Origin of the sequence: Leptospira kobayashii, assembly GCF_003114835.2 — a bacterium.
Classification (GTDB): Bacteria; Spirochaetota; Leptospiria; order Leptospirales; family Leptospiraceae; genus Leptospira_A; species Leptospira_A kobayashii.
This window is the reverse complement of record NZ_AP025028.1, coordinates 3,518,378-3,538,898: the sequence shown is the minus strand read 5'-3', so window position 1 is coordinate 3,538,898 and position 20,521 is coordinate 3,518,378. Positions and strand designations below refer to the sequence as shown.

Below are 20,521 nucleotides of genomic sequence, written 5' to 3'. Positions count from 1 at the left end.
GTTGGCCACATTGCGCATAACGAACTAGCCTTACCGACGTTGTCCGTAGCTGAGCCTGCGATGCAGGCGTTAGCGTCGGCGCGTTTTCTTGCTTAAGCAAGAAACGTGACGGAGGACAATGTGTCGAAGACCGAGCAAGGGTGAGCGAAAGCGAATCCCGCAGCGTAGCGGTAAGGCGTAGTTATCTGCCGTGCCGAGTGATTGTAAAAAACTATCATCAAAAATTGAATCTTTTCTGAATTTCTTCTTCAGTGTTTTCTATAATCGATTTATATATATTGTCTGAATATATAAATTGAGTTTTTTTAAAATAAGGGTTATCGCGGATAAATTCTTCAAAATTTTTTGGAATACCATCGGTTGCTACATCGTATTTCAATTCTAACTTATTTCTGTATGATAAATATTGATCTAAAATTACATTGAAGGATATAGAATTCTCATTTGTAATTTCTATTAACATAAAAAAGGTTTCAAGACTTAGGTTTATTACAAAGTAGGGTATCCCTATGAATTCAGGGTTTTTTAAATTTTCTTTTATATAATTTAAAGAGATTTTGTTATATTGAAATAAATGGTCTACCACGTATTCTTCCGGATTAATATTTATATAGTAAATCTTAGTAAACCTGTCTACATTCAGTCTATTTTTTAGTTCTTCTATATATAATTGATTATTTAGAAGTTTAGTGGATTGTTCAATGCCACGCATAATCCCTTTTTGGAAATCTACTTGATAAGCATTAATATCTCCAGACAGGGATTTGAGAGTTAACCTTTTATTTTTAATTTGTATAATTCCGATATTCCCATTATAATAAAGATGCAAATCTGCGGATTTGAGTTTTTTTTTGCTATCAAAGATGAATTCTTCAGAAACTCGATGTTTACCTTTGTTATCACTTAAAAATTTAGAGGAAATTTTTTCAAGAACTAGCCCATATTGGCGGGAGAACTCCTCTTTCTCTTTTGTACCTTCATTGTTCTCTAAATAAAATTCATTTATATCGTGATAGGTTCCTTTAGCAAAGCGATTTAACAGGTATGATATTGATGGACAGATGAAGTGATTTTCTTTTGCATTGATTATTGGAAAATCTTGCAATAACGATAAATTTATGTAGAATGGTTTTCTGACATTATACTTCTCCTTTTTGCTTTTTTTTCGTAAATTTCCTTTGGTAACTGAAATTAGATCTAGGAAATTCGAAAAAGCGATTTGTTCAGATTTATTTTTTGCACTTTGTAGGTGTCCCCCGAAATTTCCAAATCCACCATTTGAGAAGAAGAAAGTATAGAGCATAAACATATACGCTTCATATTGCAAGTATGAGGTGTTGTATTTCTTCCTTAAACATTTCTCTGCATTTTCATTAGCGTTTGCGATTTTACTGATTGGTGAAAATGCTTGTGAAGTAATAATAATTTTATATTTTTGATTGGTACCGCTGAACTCCCATTGTCGAAAGTAAAGTTGGAGAAGATAGGAATCAACAGTGTTGTTCTTATCCTTAAGTTCATATCTTTGATCTAGAGAATTGATACGTTTAAGTAATTCGGTTCTTTGCTTAGTTGAAGGTATAATAAAACCAAAACTAGGCAGCCTTTCTAGAAACCTTATTAACTTTGATAGAGAGTCTATATTTACGATAGGATCATATAGGAGCTTTCCTTTAAAATGATTCGTCAAACTTTGGGCTAGACTTAACCAAAGATATTCCTTATCCCACAGAAGCAAATTCGTGAAAACTCCAGTGATTGAAGCTTTGTATTTGCCTGGATCGACAAACTTTATATTGACCATATAATTTATAAAAGCGCTTTACATGCCATAATTATATATTAACCGAAATTTGATTCAAATATTAAATTTTGGCATGGCAGATAACGACCTAGCCTTACCGACGTTGTCCGTAGCTGAGCCTTCTGTGAAGGCGTTAGCGTCGGCACGCTTTCTTGCTTAGGCAAGAAACGTGACGGAGGACAATGTGCCGAAGGCCGAGCAAGGGTGAACGAAGTGAATCCCGCAGTGTAGCGGTAAGGCGTAGTTAAGCGAAGTGGCTGATGAGATTAAGCACTTTTGCTTTTTAAATGAATTATTGGCTCAGCATCTAGTGCTTTAGCTAATCTATTAATAAATGAAAGAGAAAGATTCTTGTAATTACCTGATTCTATTCTAGCAATTGCAGGTTGAGAAGTTCCAATTCTTTCTGCTAAATCCTTTTGTGTTAAATTTCTTTTTTTTCTTAATTTAATAATTTCTTTTGCCAGAGTAAATTCATTTGTAAGAGCCTCATATTCACTTTTAAACACTTTATTTTTTAATTCTTTTTTTAAAAGAGAATCAAAATCTTTAGTTTTAAGTTTCATCATTTTTCTCCCTTAAAAGAATTCATTAACTTCTGCGCTTTTGTTAACTGATCTTTATTTGTCTTTTGATCTTTCTTAACATACCCAGATGTAATGATAACAATTTTATCCCTTTCGAAAAAGTAAAAGAATCTGCAAATATTGGATCCTTGTTTAACCCTTAATTCAAATAAATCATTAATGCTCTGAATTTTTTTGGAAAAAGGTTCTCTTAATTCAGGTCCAAAATCTCTTAATAATTCGATAGTTCTAAAAGATTTAGCTTTTAACTTACTTTCTAAATTAGTAAGAAATTCTTCAGCAGGTTCTAAAAGCTGAATTTTATAAGCCATATTGTAAGTATATCAAATCTGATATACTTTTGTCAAATCTTAAAATTAATAAAAGGTTTTCAGTCATTTCGCTTAACGAACTAGGCTTATCGACGTTCCTCGTAGCTGAGCCTTTTAAAGAAAGGCGTTAGCGTCGGCGCGACTGTTGCGTATGCAAGAGACGTGACGGAGAGGAATGTGGCTTTAGCCCGAGCGAGGGTGAACGATAGTGAATCCCGAAGCGTAGCGATAAGCCGTAGTTATGCGTAGTGAGATTATAATTGAGTTAATTACTCCTCAAAGACGTATCTAGTTTTTGTTGTTCTGAAAATCCTTCCATTATTCCAAATTCTTTTTTCTTGAAGAACATATTGCAGTTTATCATTATTTTTATCCACTTTCCGAATGGGCAACTTTGTTTCATTTTTTTTGGGAGTTTCAAAATAGACAAAGGTTTTTGGGGCGACCCACTCAAGGTTAGAATGAATGTTATTTAATGTGAAAAATTTCCATGTCGAAATTTCAATTATATATTTCTGTCGATTTTGCGATGTTCCGGTATCTAAAATTAGAAATAAATTATGGGGAGATATCGATTGAAGTCCGCAAGTCATTAAATCAATTGTGTTCTCTGGTAGCTCGAATACGATTTTCTTTTTACTAAGATCATAAATAAACCCAAGATATTCATAATCAGTAATGCTATATGTTATTAATAAATATTGATTTATTTGATCGGTGCGATTTAAATATTTAATTTTTTTCGTAGTGGATAGCGTTTCAATTTCAGCTTTATTTACTTTATTAATTAAAATTATATTGTTATCAGAATATTTGAATTCAATTTCTGGGTATATTGTATTTATTTGAGGTGTATTTATTGATGAATCGTAAATAAAATCAGAATAGACATAGCCTTCCAAATTATCTTCTAAACGAATCTTTGACCAAATTCTGTAATCTGAGTTATTATTTTCAAAGTTTCCTAAAAGGGTAGCGTTGACTTTTCCGCTAATTTTTTTAAAACTTTTTGATTTTTCATCTGCATTTTCGCGAAGATTGACATTTTCTCCAAATATATAAACATTTTGACTTTTTAGGCTTTGAACAAATCCTAAAAGTAATAATATATACATGATGTTTGTTTTTTTCATTTTGTTTCTTACTTTATCTCATTACGCATAACGAACTAGCCTTACCGACGTTGTCCGTAGCTGAGTCTCGTAGAGACGTTAGCGTCGGCGCGTTTTCTTGCTTAAGCAAGAAACGTGACGGAGGACAATGTGTCGCAGACCGAGCAAGGGTGAGCGGTAGCGAATCCCGCAGCGTAGCGGTAAGGCGTAGTTAGCTGAAGTGTGGCGCTCTAGTATCTATTTCTTTTTCCAAAGCGCGTTGAACTAATTGATTAAGCGAAATCCCTTCAATTAAAGATTTGCGATAAACACGTCTATGTAAATCGGTAGAAATTCTAACATTGAATGATCCTTTGAAAGATTTTTCAGGACTTTTTTTTGCTTTCTTGCATAATTCCAGGTAATCATTAACGGACTCGGTAAATGCTTTTTTGATTTCTTTAACAGACTGGCCTTCAAAAGAAATGAGATCTTCAATGCCTTCAATCTTCCCAAAAAAAATCTCATCATCCGAATCAAAATGTAGAGATCCTAGGAAACCTTTGTATTCGATAATGTCTTTCATTGGATATAACCTTCCGCGATTAATTCGTCTAAAATTTGTGCAACCTGGTAAGCCTTAAGGATGTTTTGAGGATGCGGCTTGTGGAGTCTTATTATGTGCTTAGTTTTTGAATGAACCCATGCGACCCTAGACCCCGAAGACTTTCCAGAATTGTCTTCTAGATAATCTAATGCCCCTAGTAATTTTCTCAGCTCATCATAAGTAAAATCTTTTGGTTTAGCCTTAAACCTTGCAATTAGCTTATCAATTTTTGACACTTATGGAAATTATACAAATTTTGCATCACTTTGCAACTATTATTTAGTTGCAAAGATTTATTTTTTCAGAAGAAGTGATATGAAATCCTGAAATGGAATATTAATTTGCGTTTTTTTCGATGCAGTTTCCCATTTTCGTTCTTCCTTTTTGGGAAAAGGGCCTTAATTCGTCACATTATCACATTGAATGATTGTCCAGTTTGCGGATCAGTGATGCTTTTTATTCTTACTAAATTCGTACAGGTTAATTTCCATTTCTTCTATCAAGTTGCCACATTTCGGCTAACGAACTAGCCTTACCGACGTTGTCCGTAGCTGAGTCCCAAAGGGACGTTAGCGTCGGCACGATTTCTTGCTAAGCAAGAAACGTGACGGAGGACAATGTGGCTTCAGCCCGAGCAAGGGTGAGCGAAGCGAATCCCGCAGCGTAGCGGTAAGGCGTAGTTAGCCGATGGTTCGGGATCTGCGACAAGGACGTCGCAATCTTAACTAACCGTATTTAACACCTAGGACGTCGAGTGCATTTGAATTATTTTTAAGAACGAATAACATTCTTTGAGCAGGGCCTTGTGGAATATTTCTTCCCGATTCCCAAGCTTCAATAGTTTTCTCGGAAACACCAAGAGTTTGAGCAAATATAGTCTGAGTTAAATGTAATTTATTTCTGATGCTTTTAATTTCTTTTCCTTTAAAAGTAGGTAGTTTTGGAATAGAAACGATTTTAGCTTGAACGCCATGAACATTCTTCCCATTAGAGTAATCAATGGCATCATTTAATCCTTTAACAAGGCTATTGAATAATTTATCGTTACTTTGTTTTACCATTTGTGACTCTCCCTTTCTTCATATTATCTTTTAAAGTTTGAACTAATTGAGAAAGTATCTTCAATTGAGCTTTAGATAAGTTTTCCTGATCATTCTTTTCGATTAAAGAGATAAGGAAAGTAGTACCAAATTCTTCTAAATCTAAATAGAAAACTCTGATCCCTGAACTCTTCCCAGTGCCTTTCTTTTTCCACCTAATCTTTCTTAATCCATTTGAACCGGGAATGACAACACCAGATTTAGGATTTTCGAGAAGATAAGATTGAAACTCAAGAAGTTCTTCATCTCTAAGCTTTGCATGTTTCCAAAATTGATCAAAATCTTGAAAATGAATGAATAATCTTTTCAATAAACCAATTATCCCTACTGAATAGGGTATTGTCAAATCGAATTTTTATCTACTTTTATATGTTTTATGTAACGAAAACTAATGGGTTATAAATCTTTTCTTTTAATCGCCGCACGGAAGCGGCGTCTTCCCCGAACTTTCGGCTAACGAACTAGCCTTATCGACGTTGGTCGTAGGTGAGCCTGCAATGCAGGCGTTACCGTCGGCGCGTTTTCTTGCTAAGCAAGAAACGTGACGGAGACCAATGTGGCTTTAGCCCGAGCAAGGGTGAGCTTGCGAATCCCGCAGCGTAGCGATAAGGCGTAGTTAGCCGAAGTAGCAACGGTATTAATTTTGGATTTAGGTCAGAAGTATCCCGGCTAAAATGCTGATTCCCATGGCCCAAACTGTGTTTAAAACCGAGATGCACCATTGAACGAAATCGTTGTTTTTCTGTTTCATAACTTTTCTCCTTACCTTCGCAATCGTTGCAGAGGAATTCTTCATGTTGTTCGACATACTTTTAAGCAATCTATCAATTAAGATCAAGGTCATGAAATAAACGAAACATTTTATCCAGAAATTTAATTCTTCTAATCTCAGGCTAGTTACACCTGACCTAAAGCCAAAATTTCTATATTTTCTCTAAATAATTAGATTTGATATTTTTTGAAAACAGATAAATTTTTTTGTTCATATCCAAAATCGAGTAAAAATGACTCTAGAATTTTAGAACTCGTGTTCATCATTTTTTTTACCCATTGATGGTTGAAAGGAATGCTTGAGTATTCTGACGGAAGTTTATTAAGTTCTGTATGGACAAACGATGGAATCGTCCATTTATTTAAAATTAAATGTTCAGATTTATTACGGATAAAACGTATTTGTTTTATATCTAACTGTGATGCTAAAATGAGTTGCTTAGTCTTTTCAGAAAGATGTGAAAATGCCGAAGGCAAAATTTCATAAATTATTTTTTCAATATTTAAATTTTTCCCTGGAGGGTCAAGAGCTACAGTTTGCTTTTCTTTATTTGGAAGTTTTGAAAAGCTATGATACGCAATCTTTTCTCGAAATCGTTCTTTTAGGCTATCATGAATTAATTTCAATATTGGTATTAACTTATAAGGTCTTCTTTCTTTCGGATCTAGCTTTTCTAAATCATTAAATGCTGATTCCAACATATCGATAGTCAGATTTTCAGTGTAATAAATTTTATATTCTTCTTTTTCTGAAAAATGTATAAATGTTGAATTTCCTGTCCAAGCTTCCGCATACTTAGTGTCTTCAATAATTGGATATTTTTTTCTACACTGTAAACATTCAGCAATTTGATTGTTTTCTAAATCATTACTAAATATTAATGCGTTAAAACAAAACGGACAATTTTTTATTTCGTAAATCATATTTCTTGAATTAATTTTGCTATTTCGGCTAACGAACTAGCCTTACCGACGTTGTCCGACCCTGAGTCTCAAAGAGACGTTAGGGACTGGCACGTAGCTTGCGCATTGCAAGCGAGTGACAGAAGGACAATGTGTCGGAGACCGAGCAAGGGTGAGCAAAAGCGAATCCCGCAGCGTAGCGGTAAGGCGTAGTTAGCCGATGGCACAACTTAACGTTGGGCTAGTTTCAAGAAAAATAATAGTAATTCTTCTTCATTTTCTTCTAAATTAATCATTATTTTGTTTTGTTTAGTTATAAGGTCATTGATAAAAACGGATGATATTACATGACTATAAACAGCGACATTAATAATTAAAAAATCACCGTTATTTTGTCTATTATTCTCAATAGATTGTATTAATCCAGAAAATAGAGAATGGCTATGTCCAGATAAATATTTATAAATAGTCGCCTTCCAATATTCACCAAAATTCGAATTATTTACCAAATCGGAATAATTCGGTTTCCATCGTTTAAATAAATTTTCTTTTTTCTCTGAAATTCCTAAGTTTTGCAAATGGTTTTCAATTTGATCTTCCATTAACTTTATCTCATTCTTTTCTAGTTCTTTTTTGCTTTGGATTTCTGGCTGCCATGTCGGAAAGCCTTGCCGTGTTTGCAAACCATCTCGGATATATAATTTACATCTCAAATTTTCAAGCTCAATGGAATTTTCTGATTCAGTGAAAATATATTTATAAGTTAATAATATTTCCAGTAATGATCTATTTAAAGTATGGATTGATGAGATAGTTTCCTGAATTTTATTTTCATTCTTGTCTGTTGCTTTTATTAATCTAGATATTACTGCAAATCTACTATAAAAATCTTGTATTAACCCATTTCTAATTGTTTCATTAGTTTCAATATTCCAATCGTAAGATGTAATATTTTTCAGACCTAATACTTTAGTGAAGATTATTAGAAGTGTTCGAAAAGTTTCATTATAATTTTTGTCTAAGTTTTCGTAGTCTAGCATTTTTAATTTTACAATATGTCGGTTATTGGTAAGAAAAATATTTTGTGCTTTCGGCTAACGAACTAGCCTTACCGACGTTGGCAGACGGCGCGCCTTCTTGCTTAGCATGAAGCGTGACGGATAGCCAATGTGGCTTCAGCCCGAGCAAGGGTGAGCGGAGCGAATCCCGCAGCGTAGCGGTAAGGCGTAGTTAGCCGCAGTATACTTTTTAAATATTAGTAGTTTGATTTGACATATGAAAAGTTCCATTTGCAAATCCCGTCTGGTCCACTAGAAAGATGATCTGGACTGATATCAGAAAATGAACTTAAATTATTATAGACATAGTTAATTATTTGATCTTTTTTTTCCTGTTCTAAAGCCTCCCACCAAATAGGGGAAAATGCTAGATTTTCGAATTGTAATGTTTGCCTAAATAGATAATCTCCGATATTTTTCTTTAAATACGTTGCGGTAGCAAGTGAGTTAATATAGTGTTGACCAATATCCGAACTGCTTTTGTGCCAACTTATAATATACCCCCATCCGGATTCCATTGGTGCAGAGCAGAATGATAATAACTGTAATCTTTTGTTTTTATCAAACGGAGTTTGAATATGCTTTCCTTGAAAATCGTAATATGGATAACAAAGGCCAGAAAATGCAAGGTTAGGTTTAGATTCAGAACAAAATATAACATATTCTATATCTAAAAAATCTTTCTTTTTTAACGATTTGTCAAAATTCATCTTATGCTTTTTTAAATCATTTAACCCTTTTTCTGTTCCTTCTATAGTGGCCTTCAAGAATTCGATTATTGCTGGATTTTCTTCTTTATTGATACTTTCTAAACACAGTTCATATGAATTTGTTTTCATATATATTTCACGACAGACTGAGCGATAGGAATATAAAAAAACTTGTTCATTTGTCGGTTGAAGAGGATAGTCATCTATTGGAGTAAAGAGTTCGTTATCATGTTTTTGGCAAAAACCTTGGAATGTTGAAACTTGATCAAGCCCCTTTAGTTTATAAGTCGGTGCTCCTGCATTTCTCTTTATATCACTAAGGTCAGTAGAAATTGCATAAACATGTCCGTTATGTGAGATTGATGAAAGCATCTGTCTCTTTTGTATAGAATGGGATTTTATTGTGTGATCACAATTGTTAGTAGCCGAATAGTGTAGACATTTCCCTTTCTGCTTTAGTCTTTTCCATTTCTTAAGGAATTCTTGTGTATTTTGGGTTTGATACTTATTTTCAATGCTAAATTTAGTTGGTGATTTAACTGTTGTCGTTATACCTAAATATAGAATAGATAGTCCTTCTTTTTTACATTTGAGATAATTTTCTGTACCTATATCTTTGTCTTCAAAATCGTTGTGATTAACTTCATAAGGATACTGAATTATTCTATTAATTTTTATATCGTCCTTTTTGATAAAATATTCAGACTTAACGATTGCTGCTTCTGGTGTCGTTTCTGAAACCCAACAAAATGCCTGCGCATTTTTCAAATCAGGAAATCTGTTGTCATTAATTTCTACGTCAAATTTGATATAATATATTTTCATTAATTCAGATTTAAGTTAAGTATATTGCGGCTAACGACCTAGCCTTACCGACGTTGTCCGTAGCTGAGCCTTCAGGCGTTAGCGTCGGCGCGCTTTCTTGCTTAAGCAAGAAACGTGACGGAGGACAATGTGTCGCAGACCGAGCAAGGGTGAGCGAAAGCGAATCCCGCAGCGTAGCGGTAAGGCGTAGTTATGCGAAGTAGCGTTTACTCAAGGTTCTGGCGGTTCAAAAAATGGAATTTTAGCCAATTCAGCTTTGTTCTGTAAATTTATATCGGCAGTTATTAAATAAATATTATTGGAAGGATTTTCTATTTGGTATTCAAGAACACTTGCTATTATTCGATCATCATTGTTTTCTTTATCTAACCAAGATAAAGTGTTTTTGAAATTGGGCTCCTTCGCAACTATTTTGACTGTAATCGTTTTAGAAACTGTTACCCCATCGCCTAAATTTCCTTGAGTTCTATACCCTTTAATTTGGTTTATTATCTTATTTACTTTTTTTCTAAATTCTTCATCTCGATGAATTATTTTCAGTTTATCAAGCTCTGAGAATACAGTAGGAATCAATAAAATAGTTATTTTTTCTCCTGCCAGGGTTTTATATGTTTCTAAGTTTTGTTGGATGATAAGTGAATTTGTATCTGGAATTAGAATAGTTGCTTCAATATTGTCATATAGTTTTATTATGTTATAAATTTTCTCTATATGCTTTTTAATTTCTTTTACGTTTCCCGAAGGTGTAGACTTTGTATGCCAATTTGAATCTAGTTCAATTTGATTTTCTATATATTCAATAGATTGTAATGCTTCTTTTTTTAAATCAAGAGGAACTTTTTCAATTAATAAATTGAAATGTTCTTTCCATTCAAGAAATTTTCTCTTTATGGAGATTTGTAGTTTTTGTTGCTCGATACTTAGTGCTGTATCGTAGGAGTAAGGGTGTATTAAAATTGTAACGCCTGAGTATGGATCATTTCGAAATTCTTTTATTTTTATTGCTGAAATAAAATTGCAAAGAAGTTCTTCGATTTCTCTTAACCAGGATTCTATTTTTTTGATGTATGTCATATTTTGTTTAAGCTATTTCGCATAACGAACTAGCCTTACCGACGTTGTCCGTAGCTGAGTCTCGGAGAGACGTTAGCGTCGGCGCGTTTTCTTGCTAAGCAAGAAACGTGACGGAGGACAATGTGTCGCAGACCGAGCAAGGGTGAGTGAAACGAATCCCGCAGCGTAGCGGTAAGGCGTAGTTATGCGCTGGAGACAAACGTTAATGTAATTTCTAGTTTAAATCTTTAAAAATTGTTAAAAATTCTTTGGGACTTAATGGTTTAATTTCGCCATTGGGGTAATCTTTTTTATTTCTAGTAATGATATATTTTATTTTCTTTGATTTGGCTGCAAAATATTGAATTGAATCTTCAAAATCTTTTATAGAAGAATCCAATCCTTGATCAATTATTTTTTCATCAATTGGAATTATATCTATGACAGTTCTAAAGTCTTTAATTAGTTCTCTGGCGGTTTTTTGATTGGTATACTTTGCAAGTATATAGAAAATGTTCCAAATAATAAGAGATGAAATAGAGCCTTTAATTTTCTTTTTTTCTATTAGAGAAATCAGTTCTACAGATTCTTGAAAGAAAGGTTCTCTGGCATATAAATAATCAATAATGATATCTGAATCGAGATATACACTTTGAATCATTTATACTTTTTCTCAAGAAAACTAGAAATATCATTTTTAATATTAATATCTTTTTTACCTTTCAAAATTCCTGCTAATTTTTTAGTAACAGGAGGAATATTCTCCTCATTCGAAGGAATTTTAGAGGAAATTCCTCCTAAATAGTCTTCTATGAGTTTGGATAAGCTTTTATTTCTTTGCTTAGCAAATTCCTTAGCTTGTTTGATTATTTTATCGTCGAGTGAAAGGGTTAGTTTTGTATTCATAGAATCGGCCCGATACGTATAGAATAAATGAGAGCATACGTAATTGTCAACATTAACTTTCTTCCGAAAATATATTTTTTCTTATTATTTTCAGAAAATTTCGGATGAATTTTGTCTCTTGCGCATAACGAACTAGCCTTACCGACGTTGGCAGACGGCACGTCTTCTTGCTCAGCGAGAAGCGTGACGGACAGCCAATGTGTCGGAGACCGAGCAAGGGTGAACGTAGTGAATCCCGCAGCGTAGCGGTAAGGCGTAGTTATGCGTCGTCCCTGAGTATGAAGTTATCTTTTATACAAACTAACGAATTCGTCGAAGACATCTTTTCCATTGCCGGCTTCATTCAAACACCATTCTCTTACTTTTTCTAAGTCAAACTTCTGAGTCTTAGCAACTAACAATGCCTGGTCCAGACATTCACGAGCTTTGAAGTGTAAGTATGAAGCTAATCTGTCTTTAATACAATCAGTAGGTGAAAGAATTTTAAGAATCTTACCTTGAAATTCTTTTTCGTCAGGAATAATTTTATAATCATCACCAATTGATACTGGTGCAGAAACGAATTCAATATATAGATGTTTACATTTTGGATGAACATAATGGCGATTCACTTTATGAAACCCGATGCTTTCCATTGCGGATTTAATATCAGCTGCTCTTGATAGAAGCGGTTCGACTAAATCTAAATCACCGGAACGATATGCTCCCTTTGAGTAAATGGCAACGACCGCGCCACCGACTAGAACAGATTGAATTCCTTTATTTGCAAGATGCCATCCAACAAATTTCCAAAGTCCTTCCTCATTGACTTCAGACCAATTAGGTTCTTCCATAAATGGGTTTACCTTTTTCTCTCGGCCTTCTTCGAGTAGAAAAGATTTTTTCTTTCTCTTCTATAGTTAAAGAATTATAAAATATTTCTAAAATTGCTTTAATAGGCTTAACAAATGGAGATTTTTGATTAAAGGAAAATACTCTAGTTCTTCCCACATTTTTAGCTACTAGGATGCTAGCCTTTTCGAAGCGCTCCAATTGCATTCTAATAGGCGTAACAGCAACTCCATAGTCATTTGCAATCGCAGCAGAATGAATTTCATTATAATGAAATAAGTGCAAAAGCACTTTAGAAGCTGTTTTATTCCCAAATATACCATCAAGAACCATATAGCTAAATCTTTTAGATTCTGTCAGAACTATCAACTTAAAAATAGTTGATATAGACTAAAAAGTAGCTTAGGGAGGTAGGTGGGGATGACGTATAACGAACTAGCCTTACCGACGTTGTCCGTAGCTGAGCCTTGAAAAGGCGTTAGCGTCGGCGCGATTTCTTGCTTAAGCAAGAAACGTGACGGAGGACAATGTGGCTTTAGCCCGAGCAAGGGTTTGCGAAGCAAATCCCGCAGCGTAGCGGTAAGGCGTAGTTATACGCCGTTTTATGGATTTTTGCTAATTTCTAATTTTTCTCGCCATTTTTGAGGCAGAAGCTTTAAAACTATTTGATCTTTAATAGAATCTAGGATTTTTGAATCTCTCGTTTTATACTCAAAGTCTTTTCCTATCGTTTCTTTCATATATGCTTTAAATAATTCCATGCGAAGGTAAATATTTGCATCCTGAATTTGCTCATCGGTAAGATTTAATTTTTCAGAACTTAAGTTAACTTGATCTTGAGCAATTATAGCTATTTTTGAAAGAGATAGCTTTTCGCTTTGTATATCCATGATTTTTAAAGCAATCAACTTAAAAATGACGTATGATCCGTGTATAAGAAATCCTGCAACGGTGACGAATGGTAGTCTGGTAATAAAAATTGTCCATGTATCGATGTTTTCGTTATTTTGATAGATTGTAGTTAAATCAATAGAACCAATAAATAGTTTGTATAAAACAAAAGACAGGACTGTAATTGGGAATATAGTAAGGCAAACATAGAAGAAAATGTACCAATTTGATTGTTTATTGAACTCAGAATATTCATTCGAATAAGAAGCAAAAATTTTTCTTTGTTCTCTCACTTTTTGTTCTAATTCTTTGTTTTCTTCTTGTAAAGCTTCAAGTTTATTTTGGCCGGTTTGAATGTTGGATTCGAGTTCCGATTTTGTGGTTAATAGCTGAGAATTTTCTTTTTTTGTATTTTCAAACTTTTCTTTTTCTAAATTTAATAACTCGACTGTTTCTTTTGTAACCATCTCGTTATTTTTTTTCTGATCTTCGAGTTCTAAAATTGATGCCTCCAACTCTTTTAGTCTTTTTTCCAGTTGAATTTTACTTTTTTCAAATTGGTTTCTTTCTTCAGCGATGGCTTCAGTTTCTTTGGCTATCCTAGCTTCTTCATTTTGTATTTTCGTTTCTAAATTTTTTCTAGATTTGCTAATTTCAATAAGATCAGGATAAAAGGATTCTAATTCTTCTAGTGGTAATCCACGAACTGAGACGCCAAGTATAAAAGGATTCGCCCATTCAAGGAATCCTGAATCATATTTAATTATGAATCTCGTAATTATACTGCCAATTTGGAAGGTTTGCTTAGATTCATCTGATTCGTCGGCAATGAAGTTTGCCTTTCCAGTTTTTCCACTAGAGTCGGAAAAATTCAATCGAATTCTTTCCTTGTCGACGTGATCAACAGCTAGATAAATTTTAGAAACATAAAATGGTTTTTTAAGATCAAAGATTATATCTTCATTCTTTAATTTAATCTTATAAGTTTCGTCAGTTGAGTTTATGAGTTTATTCTTTTTCCCGTTAGAAAAAAAATATTCAGCCTCTAATGTAATATACTTTGAATCTAATGATTGATTTTCGTTTTCTTGCATGGCTAATCCCGTCTTTATTTATAAAATGGCGTATAACGACCTAGGCTTATCGACGTTGGTCGTAGGTGAGCCTGCAAAGCAGGCGTTACCGTCGGCACGCTTTCTTGCTTTCGCAAGAAACGTGACGGAGACCAATGTGGCTTTAGCCCGAGCGAGGGTGAACGGTAGTGAATCCCGAAGCGTAGCGATAAGCCGTAGTTATACGCAGAAAGTGCTTTTAAATTGTCGACTTAAGTCTTTCAAGGATATACTGGTCGCTGGCAAACGCATATCTTAAATGTAAAAGATAAGAGAGTTCAAAGATTTTAGAAAATTCGTTGTAGTCTTGAATGGATATTTCAAATTCTTTTGATTCGCTTTTTTCTTTTTCATTTCTTAATTCAATTTTGAATGTTGTATTTTCGAAATCATAATCCAGAGAAAACGCTAAGTCTGAATAGGCTTTTTCTTCGTTATCTTCTTCACATAAAAAAATATCAATTGTTTTTGAAAAAACAAGTAAATTGCTAAGGATTGATATAAAATTTGAAACCAGCTCATAAGAAATTTCCAGATCCTGAATATCAGGTTTAGAATAATCGTGTTCTATTTTGTTTCTAATAGCGATTAATTTTTTGATTGAATTTGATCTAAATATTCCTGATGAACCAAAAAATTCTAATTTTTTATTTATACCGAGATTTCGCTTTTGGAATATTGGTAATATATTAAATACATAAAAGACTGAATCGATTTGATTTTCAATGGCTCTTTTCAAATTTGATATGCATGAGATAAGCCTTTCTGTTTTTTGCGTTTCGGATTGCACTCTGTAAAAATCATTTAAGTTTAGTTCCGCAAAATACAAATATTCATACGCTGAAATTTCAAAGTTTGGCAGTTCCCTAATCATTCCACCTGATCCGTCTTCAGATAACTTATCTAAATGTTTCTCTAGGAAAGTGTATATATCATTAAGTTTGTTCATTTAGTAGATCATTTTGCACTTTTTGCGCATAACGAACTAGCCTTACCGACGTTGGCAGACGGCGCGTTTTCTTGCTTTGCAAGAAGCGTGACGGATAGCCAATGTGCCGAAGGCCGAGCAAGGGTGAGTGGAACGAATCCCGCAGCGTAGCGGTAAGGCGTAGTTAAACGCAGTAATTCATTTTAAGAATTAAATTAAGCGACAGATTTAGTCTTTTTAATCTTTTCTTTCGTTTTAGAAAACTCTTTATAAGTTCTAATATCTTTAATTACTTCTTTAAGTTTATGTTCTTCAAATCGGATATCAAAATCATTTTGTAAACCAATCCAAAAGTGTGGGTTGAGTTCGAAGAATTTACCTAATTTAATAGAAATGGCAGCAGTAATATTTCTCTTACCATTAATAATTTCAGAAATATTTGATTCAGGTATTCCTGTTTCTTTCGCAAGCCTATAAGCCGAAATATTGAGAGGAATGAGGAACTCTTCAGAGAGAATTTCACCTGGATGAACATTAATAAAAACATTTTTTTTCATAACCTCTCCTTTAAATTAATGGTAATCGACAATTTCAACATTGAAAACATTACCTTGCTGAAAAGAAAAACAAATTCTCCATTGGTCATTAATAGAAATGGAATATTGTCCTTTTCTATCGCCATCAAGTAAATGAAGTCTATTCGAAGGAGGAACTTTTAATTCCTTAATGTCTAGAATGTTATTAATCATTCCAAGCTTGATCTGTGCTTTTCTTTGGATTTCCGGAGGTAACTTTTTTGAAAATTTCCCCTTCCAAATCCCTTCCGTTTCTTTATCAGCAAAGGATTTGATCACTAGTAAATACATACCAAAACGGTAAGCATAGTCAACTTAATTTCTTTAATTTTTACTGATTTTCGATTAAAATTTGAATTATTGCGTTTAACGAACTAGCCTTACCGACGTTGTCCGTAGCTGAGCCTCATGGAGGCGTTAGCGTCGGCGCGTTTTCTTGCTTAAGCAAGAAACGTGACGGAGGACAATGTGGCTTCAGCCCGAGCAAGGGTGAACGAAGTGAATCCCGCAGCGTAGCGGTAAGGCGTAGTTATACGAAGGGCAAGTTTATAAATTCCTAATTTTTCTCAGATAGATGAATAAAAACAATTCAGTCAAAAATATTATAATAATCACTATAATATTAAATCGCTGTTCGTGTTGATTTATTAGATAAGTAAGGTTTTCTTCTTTCGATAAATTAATGAAGATTAAATCTAAATTATTTATCTTACTGTAGGAAACTAAATAGTTTTCGTTTGTATTTTTCCAAAAAAATAATCCATTATCAATCTGCATTTCTTTAATTTTTTTAAAATACTCGGCAGTGCTGATGTTTTTCTTAAAGATCGTGTCCCCAATATTTGTTCCATAAATTAGATCACCATTTGAATTAACTAAAACAAAGCTTGCTTTGACTATTGAATAAAAATAGTGATCGAGGAAATCCGATAAATAAATTAAGGAGATAATATTTTTCTGATTTTTCATAAAAATATTAATCATAATAGTGGGTTTTCTTAATAAATTCGACACATTGCTGATTTGAATACTTGAAAAGTTTTTTCTTTGTTTTAAATTTAATACAATATTAAAGACTTTATCTTTAAAATCTTTAATATCTTTTTCTTTTATAGTGAGAGAAATTACTTTTTCTTTAACTAAGTCAAGTTGATCTGAATTCATTAATTTCGAACTATTTGCTAAATCTTTTGAGAAAAACCGTTCTTCTAATTTTAAATGATTTTTTGATCTATTTATTTTTGCACGAAAGAGAAATTTCTCGTTTAACATACTGTCTTGCTTCGTAATTAACGCAAATGTTGGGTTATAAGAAAGAATGGCTAAGATGTCTTTTTCTATAAGTAAAGATTTCGAGGTGGTTGTTGAAATTAAATTATTCAAATAAGAGCTGGTTTCGTAGTCACTAAAATATGACTTTACTATTTCTAAGAATGAGAATTGCCCAGCAATAATTATTGCTGAAATGATTATATATTGAATGAAAAATGATCTTTTACTTGGTGTATAATTAGATTTACTAATTTTTTTGTATTTTGAAGAGGTGTTTGTCTCTTCTACAATTGTGATTTTTTCTTGCTCCGTTAAAGTTTCATAGCTATCATCTAGATTAATAGCCTTATTGATGTTCTTATTCATATCAAATATTTTGATATTTGAAAATTTTGCATAGGAATCAAGATCATTAAGACCTATAGTAAAAAATAAGAAATAAAATATCTTTTCTTTCATCTTTTTGGAAAGGTTCTTGCCTTTCGTATAACGGACTAGCCTTACCGACGTTGTCCGTAGCTGAGCCTCGAGGGAGGCGTTAGCGTCGGCGCGCTTTCTTGCTAAGCAAGAAACGTGACGGAGGACAATGTGGCTTCAGCCCGAGCAAGGGTGAGCGAAGCGAATCCCGCAGCGTAGCGGTAAGGCGTAGTTAGCCGATGGCCAGAAGTATAACTGTTTTTTTGCTCGTTTATAATGTAGAAGCAAGAGCATCTAATGCTATGCTGAAAAACTTAAAATCTTTTTTGCCAATATGAAAAGCTCGAATTATTGAAGAAAACGTCTGTAAATTCATTTCTGCAAAGAACCATCCTACTTTGGTTTTAATGGATTTTAAATCTTCAAATTTTATATCAAAATGAGTTAAATCGAAAAGTAAAGAAGCCTTTTGTAAGAAAAGAAAGCGTTTATCGGTGCATACAATAAGCCATTTTCCAGCCTTAAATTTCTGCTCAGAGCTTTCGAGATTACCAAAACAATAAGCTTTCATCAATTCATTATCTAAAAGAATTTCATGGAGCTGATTGAATGCCGGAAAATAAGTATATAAAAGTTCAATACTTACACTCGGGTAGTTTTCAATAAGAGTCTTAATTTGTGTTTTTACTTCTTCTTGAGTTTGCATAAATACGCTCAATTGTTGTATTTAAATAAATGAAACTACTTGAGAGCAAGCTTATCAGCGTATAAATCTGGAAATTTCTTGCTCAAGGATTGATATGAAACGCCAGATTTTTTAGACTGATCGTTAAGAAAGCCGATATTTTTTTTTTAACTTTTGAGGTGTCTCCTTTTATAATTAATTTATCCTGAGGCGGCAAGAAATCATTAATAACCAAAGAAGATTTGATAGCGTAAGCAATATCCTTCGGATTCTTAGAGTAACTTATTTTGTTTTTCATAAACTTTCTTTCCTTCTCACCAAAACCTAGCACCAAAGATTCTGATATTTTTACCTATCAAAGTAAGTCAAACGGTAATGATAACCTCTGTAATTAACCCGAGAAAAAGAATTTTTCGTAGAGTGTAAAATGCCCTTTGAAATAATTCTATTTTAATCAAGAAAATCCAGTTTTGCGGTATAAAAATCTACATCATGTTTCTCAAGATTGTCCTGGTTTTTCTTAGAATCCCATTCGAACTCCACATGAAAAAGAATAGCATATAATATATGTATGTTAATACATATATTAGTCTGTATTTTTGCTTTCTTGTAGTAAATTTTCTGGCTTTCGGCTAACGAACTAGCCTTACCGACGTTGTCCGTAGCTGAGTCTCGAAGAGACGTTAGCGTCGGCGCGCTTTCTTGCTTAAGCAAGAAACGTGACGGAGGGCAATGTGGCTTCAGCCCGAGCAAGGGTGAACGTAGTGAATCCCGCAGCGTAGCGGTAAGGCGTAGTTATGCGCTGGGTGGTATTTTCAATTTCGATCAAGATTCATTAAAAAATCATCAAGTTTTTCTTCCAAGATAGAATAAAAGTCTTCATTAATAGCCTTTAGTTCTATCATTTTACACAGATCTTCATCAGTTAAAAAGAGGATTAATTTTCCGCTTTCTTTTAGTGCACCTCTTGCTGCTACAATAGCATTATTGCTAGGACCTTGTCTTGAGATTATATAGGCTATATTGCGGAGTCCAGTTTTAAATAAATACCTTTCCGTTGTGTAAATAGTATTCGGTGGTAAAGGGTCAGAATAATTTTTAAATTCGAATAAAATAAATTTGGAACCAAAATCATTTTGTAGTTGGGAAAGAAAGAGTGATTTAGATGTGATCCTGCCAATTAGATCAAATATATTCAAATCACTTTCTGTCCGCTTTTGACTTTTCCAGTTTACTATGTCAGTTTCAAATAAAAATTTAATTATATCTGTTAACAAGTTTTCATAATCTCTAAAAAAGTCCCTTCCGGGATTTATTAATTTTAGTTTTTTGCAAAATTCATGTTCTTCCTTTGAATCCTTAAGCTCATAGTTATTATCTAGTGTATGGGCATTAAAAACATCTAGCGTGGGTTGTTTTCTTTTCGGAGGCTGAAGAGGTTTTTTATTAAAATTGTAAATTTCGATCGGGATTTGGAAATTTATTACGTTTTCAAAAAGAAAAGATTCTAATGTATTTTTTAGAAACTTATCGATTAATGAAAAATCAAGTAATGATCTAATGTCAAAAATATGTATCCCATATCTTTCAAATGTAGATATAATAACTTGATCCGATACATAGCAAGAGGTGATTATTACTGTTGTTGATTCCTTTGAAACAATAAAAAATGAATCTGTATTTAGTTTGTCTGCCCAACCCATGATGATATGGGCTCCGAGTTCATAATTAGATGAGAATTTAACTTCAGCATATGTTTTTTTATTTGAACTGTCTGTTATAATAATATCAAATCCTTCTTTTTCTCTGTCTACTTGCGGATATATTTTTTTTAGAATTTTGAAAACAATATCTTCAAATTCTTTGGCTTTTATTGAAATCATATAATTTTACCACCTTGCGCATAACGAACTAGCCTTACCGACGTTGTCCGTAGCTGAGCCTGCGATGCAGGCGTTAGCGTCGGCACGCTTTCTTGCTAAGCAAGAAACGTGACGGAGGACAATGTGGCTTTAGCCCGAGCAAGGGTGAACGGAGTGAATCCCGCAGCGTAGCGGTAAGGCGTAGTTATACGCAGTTGCTTT

At 33.5% G+C, this 20,521-nt stretch carries 24 protein-coding genes; all 24 read right to left on the bottom strand.

Annotation, left to right across the window (positions count from 1 at the left end; all coding sequences use genetic code 11):
- Nucleotides 1-217: 217 nt before the first annotated feature.
- Nucleotides 218-1,804, bottom strand: coding sequence for a hypothetical protein (locus DI077_RS15980; protein ID WP_109022545.1), 1,587 nt, complete (start codon nt 1,802-1,804; stop codon nt 218-220).
- 266 nt (nt 1,805-2,070) lie between these two features.
- Nucleotides 2,071-2,370 carry a helix-turn-helix domain-containing protein gene (locus DI077_RS15975; RefSeq protein WP_109022556.1) on the bottom strand — a complete coding sequence of 100 codons (300 nt, stop codon included), beginning with the start codon at nt 2,368-2,370 and terminating at the stop codon, nt 2,071-2,073.
- On the bottom strand, nt 2,370-2,702 hold the full coding sequence (locus DI077_RS15970; RefSeq protein WP_109022546.1) for a type II toxin-antitoxin system RelE/ParE family toxin: 333 nt from the start codon (nt 2,700-2,702) through the stop codon (nt 2,370-2,372). Before DI077_RS15970 ends, DI077_RS15975 begins: the two co-directional genes overlap by 1 nt.
- 269 nt (nt 2,703-2,971) lie before the next feature.
- On the bottom strand, nt 2,972-3,835 hold the full coding sequence (locus DI077_RS15965) for an SH3 domain-containing protein (RefSeq protein WP_109022547.1): 864 nt from the start codon (nt 3,833-3,835) through the stop codon (nt 2,972-2,974).
- Nucleotides 3,836-4,025: 190 nt separating this feature from the next.
- Nucleotides 4,026-4,379 carry a type II toxin-antitoxin system HicB family antitoxin gene (locus DI077_RS15960; protein ID WP_109022548.1) on the bottom strand — a complete coding sequence of 118 codons (354 nt, stop codon included), beginning with the start codon at nt 4,377-4,379 and terminating at the stop codon, nt 4,026-4,028.
- Complete coding sequence (locus DI077_RS15955) at nt 4,376-4,636, bottom strand: type II toxin-antitoxin system HicA family toxin (protein ID WP_109022549.1); 261 nt, start codon at nt 4,634-4,636, stop codon at nt 4,376-4,378. Before DI077_RS15955 ends, DI077_RS15960 begins: the two co-directional genes overlap by 4 nt.
- Nucleotides 4,637-5,125: 489 nt before the next feature.
- Entirely contained in the window at nt 5,126-5,461 is a 336-nt protein-coding gene (locus DI077_RS15950) for a helix-turn-helix domain-containing protein (protein ID WP_109022550.1), read from the bottom strand.
- On the bottom strand, nt 5,445-5,810 hold the full coding sequence (locus DI077_RS15945) for a hypothetical protein (RefSeq protein ID WP_109022551.1): 366 nt from the start codon (nt 5,808-5,810) through the stop codon (nt 5,445-5,447). The genes DI077_RS15950 and DI077_RS15945 overlap by 17 nt, the downstream gene beginning before the upstream one ends.
- Before the next feature lie 632 nt (nt 5,811-6,442).
- Complete coding sequence (locus DI077_RS15940; protein ID WP_109022553.1) at nt 6,443-7,195, bottom strand: hypothetical protein; 753 nt, start codon at nt 7,193-7,195, stop codon at nt 6,443-6,445.
- Nucleotides 7,196-7,404: 209 nt separating this feature from the next.
- Nucleotides 7,405-8,214 (bottom strand): DUF5677 domain-containing protein, encoded by an 810-nt coding sequence (locus tag DI077_RS15935; RefSeq protein WP_109022554.1) that lies wholly within the window; start codon nt 8,212-8,214, stop codon nt 7,405-7,407.
- A 215-nt stretch (nt 8,215-8,429) separates the two neighbouring features.
- Nucleotides 8,430-9,767, bottom strand: a complete 1,338-nt coding sequence (locus DI077_RS15930; RefSeq protein WP_109022555.1) for a hypothetical protein — start codon at nt 9,765-9,767, stop codon at nt 8,430-8,432.
- Nucleotides 9,768-9,977: 210 nt separating this feature from the next.
- On the bottom strand, nt 9,978-10,841 hold the full coding sequence (locus DI077_RS15925) for a PIN domain-containing protein (protein ID WP_109020886.1): 864 nt from the start codon (nt 10,839-10,841) through the stop codon (nt 9,978-9,980).
- Nucleotides 10,842-11,055: 214 nt separating this feature from the next.
- Nucleotides 11,056-11,481, bottom strand: coding sequence for a type II toxin-antitoxin system VapC family toxin (locus DI077_RS15920; protein WP_109020887.1), 426 nt, complete (start codon nt 11,479-11,481; stop codon nt 11,056-11,058).
- A complete protein-coding gene (locus tag DI077_RS15915; protein ID WP_109020888.1) occupies nt 11,478-11,726 on the bottom strand; it encodes a DUF6364 family protein in 249 nt (82 codons plus the stop codon). The genes DI077_RS15920 and DI077_RS15915 overlap by 4 nt, the downstream gene beginning before the upstream one ends.
- Before the next feature lie 284 nt (nt 11,727-12,010).
- Nucleotides 12,011-12,559, bottom strand: coding sequence for a hypothetical protein (locus tag DI077_RS15910; protein ID WP_109020889.1), 549 nt, complete (start codon nt 12,557-12,559; stop codon nt 12,011-12,013).
- Complete coding sequence (locus tag DI077_RS15905; RefSeq protein ID WP_109020890.1) at nt 12,546-12,890, bottom strand: hypothetical protein; 345 nt, start codon at nt 12,888-12,890, stop codon at nt 12,546-12,548. The genes DI077_RS15910 and DI077_RS15905 overlap by 14 nt, the downstream gene beginning before the upstream one ends.
- Nucleotides 12,891-13,159: 269 nt before the next feature.
- Nucleotides 13,160-14,542 (bottom strand): hypothetical protein, encoded by a 1,383-nt coding sequence (locus DI077_RS15900; protein ID WP_109020891.1) that lies wholly within the window; start codon nt 14,540-14,542, stop codon nt 13,160-13,162.
- A gap of 217 nt (nt 14,543-14,759) precedes the next feature.
- Nucleotides 14,760-15,509, bottom strand: coding sequence for a hypothetical protein (locus tag DI077_RS15895; protein ID WP_109020892.1), 750 nt, complete (start codon nt 15,507-15,509; stop codon nt 14,760-14,762).
- Nucleotides 15,510-15,703: 194 nt separating this feature from the next.
- Nucleotides 15,704-16,045, bottom strand: coding sequence for a HigA family addiction module antitoxin (locus DI077_RS15890; RefSeq protein WP_109020893.1), 342 nt, complete (start codon nt 16,043-16,045; stop codon nt 15,704-15,706).
- Nucleotides 16,046-16,060: 15 nt separating this feature from the next.
- Entirely contained in the window at nt 16,061-16,342 is a 282-nt protein-coding gene (locus DI077_RS15885) for a type II toxin-antitoxin system RelE/ParE family toxin (protein WP_109021148.1), read from the bottom strand.
- A gap of 267 nt (nt 16,343-16,609) precedes the next feature.
- A complete protein-coding gene (locus tag DI077_RS15880) occupies nt 16,610-17,794 on the bottom strand; it encodes a hypothetical protein (RefSeq protein ID WP_109020894.1) in 1,185 nt (394 codons plus the stop codon).
- A gap of 229 nt (nt 17,795-18,023) precedes the next feature.
- Entirely contained in the window at nt 18,024-18,458 is a 435-nt protein-coding gene (locus DI077_RS15875; protein WP_109020895.1) for a PH domain-containing protein, read from the bottom strand.
- A gap of 82 nt (nt 18,459-18,540) precedes the next feature.
- Nucleotides 18,541-18,735 carry a hypothetical protein gene (locus tag DI077_RS15870; RefSeq protein WP_109020896.1) on the bottom strand — a complete coding sequence of 65 codons (195 nt, stop codon included), beginning with the start codon at nt 18,733-18,735 and terminating at the stop codon, nt 18,541-18,543.
- A 517-nt stretch (nt 18,736-19,252) separates the two neighbouring features.
- Complete coding sequence (locus DI077_RS15865) at nt 19,253-20,320, bottom strand: hypothetical protein (protein WP_109020897.1); 1,068 nt, start codon at nt 20,318-20,320, stop codon at nt 19,253-19,255.
- Between the last annotated feature and the right edge of the window lie 201 nt (nt 20,321-20,521).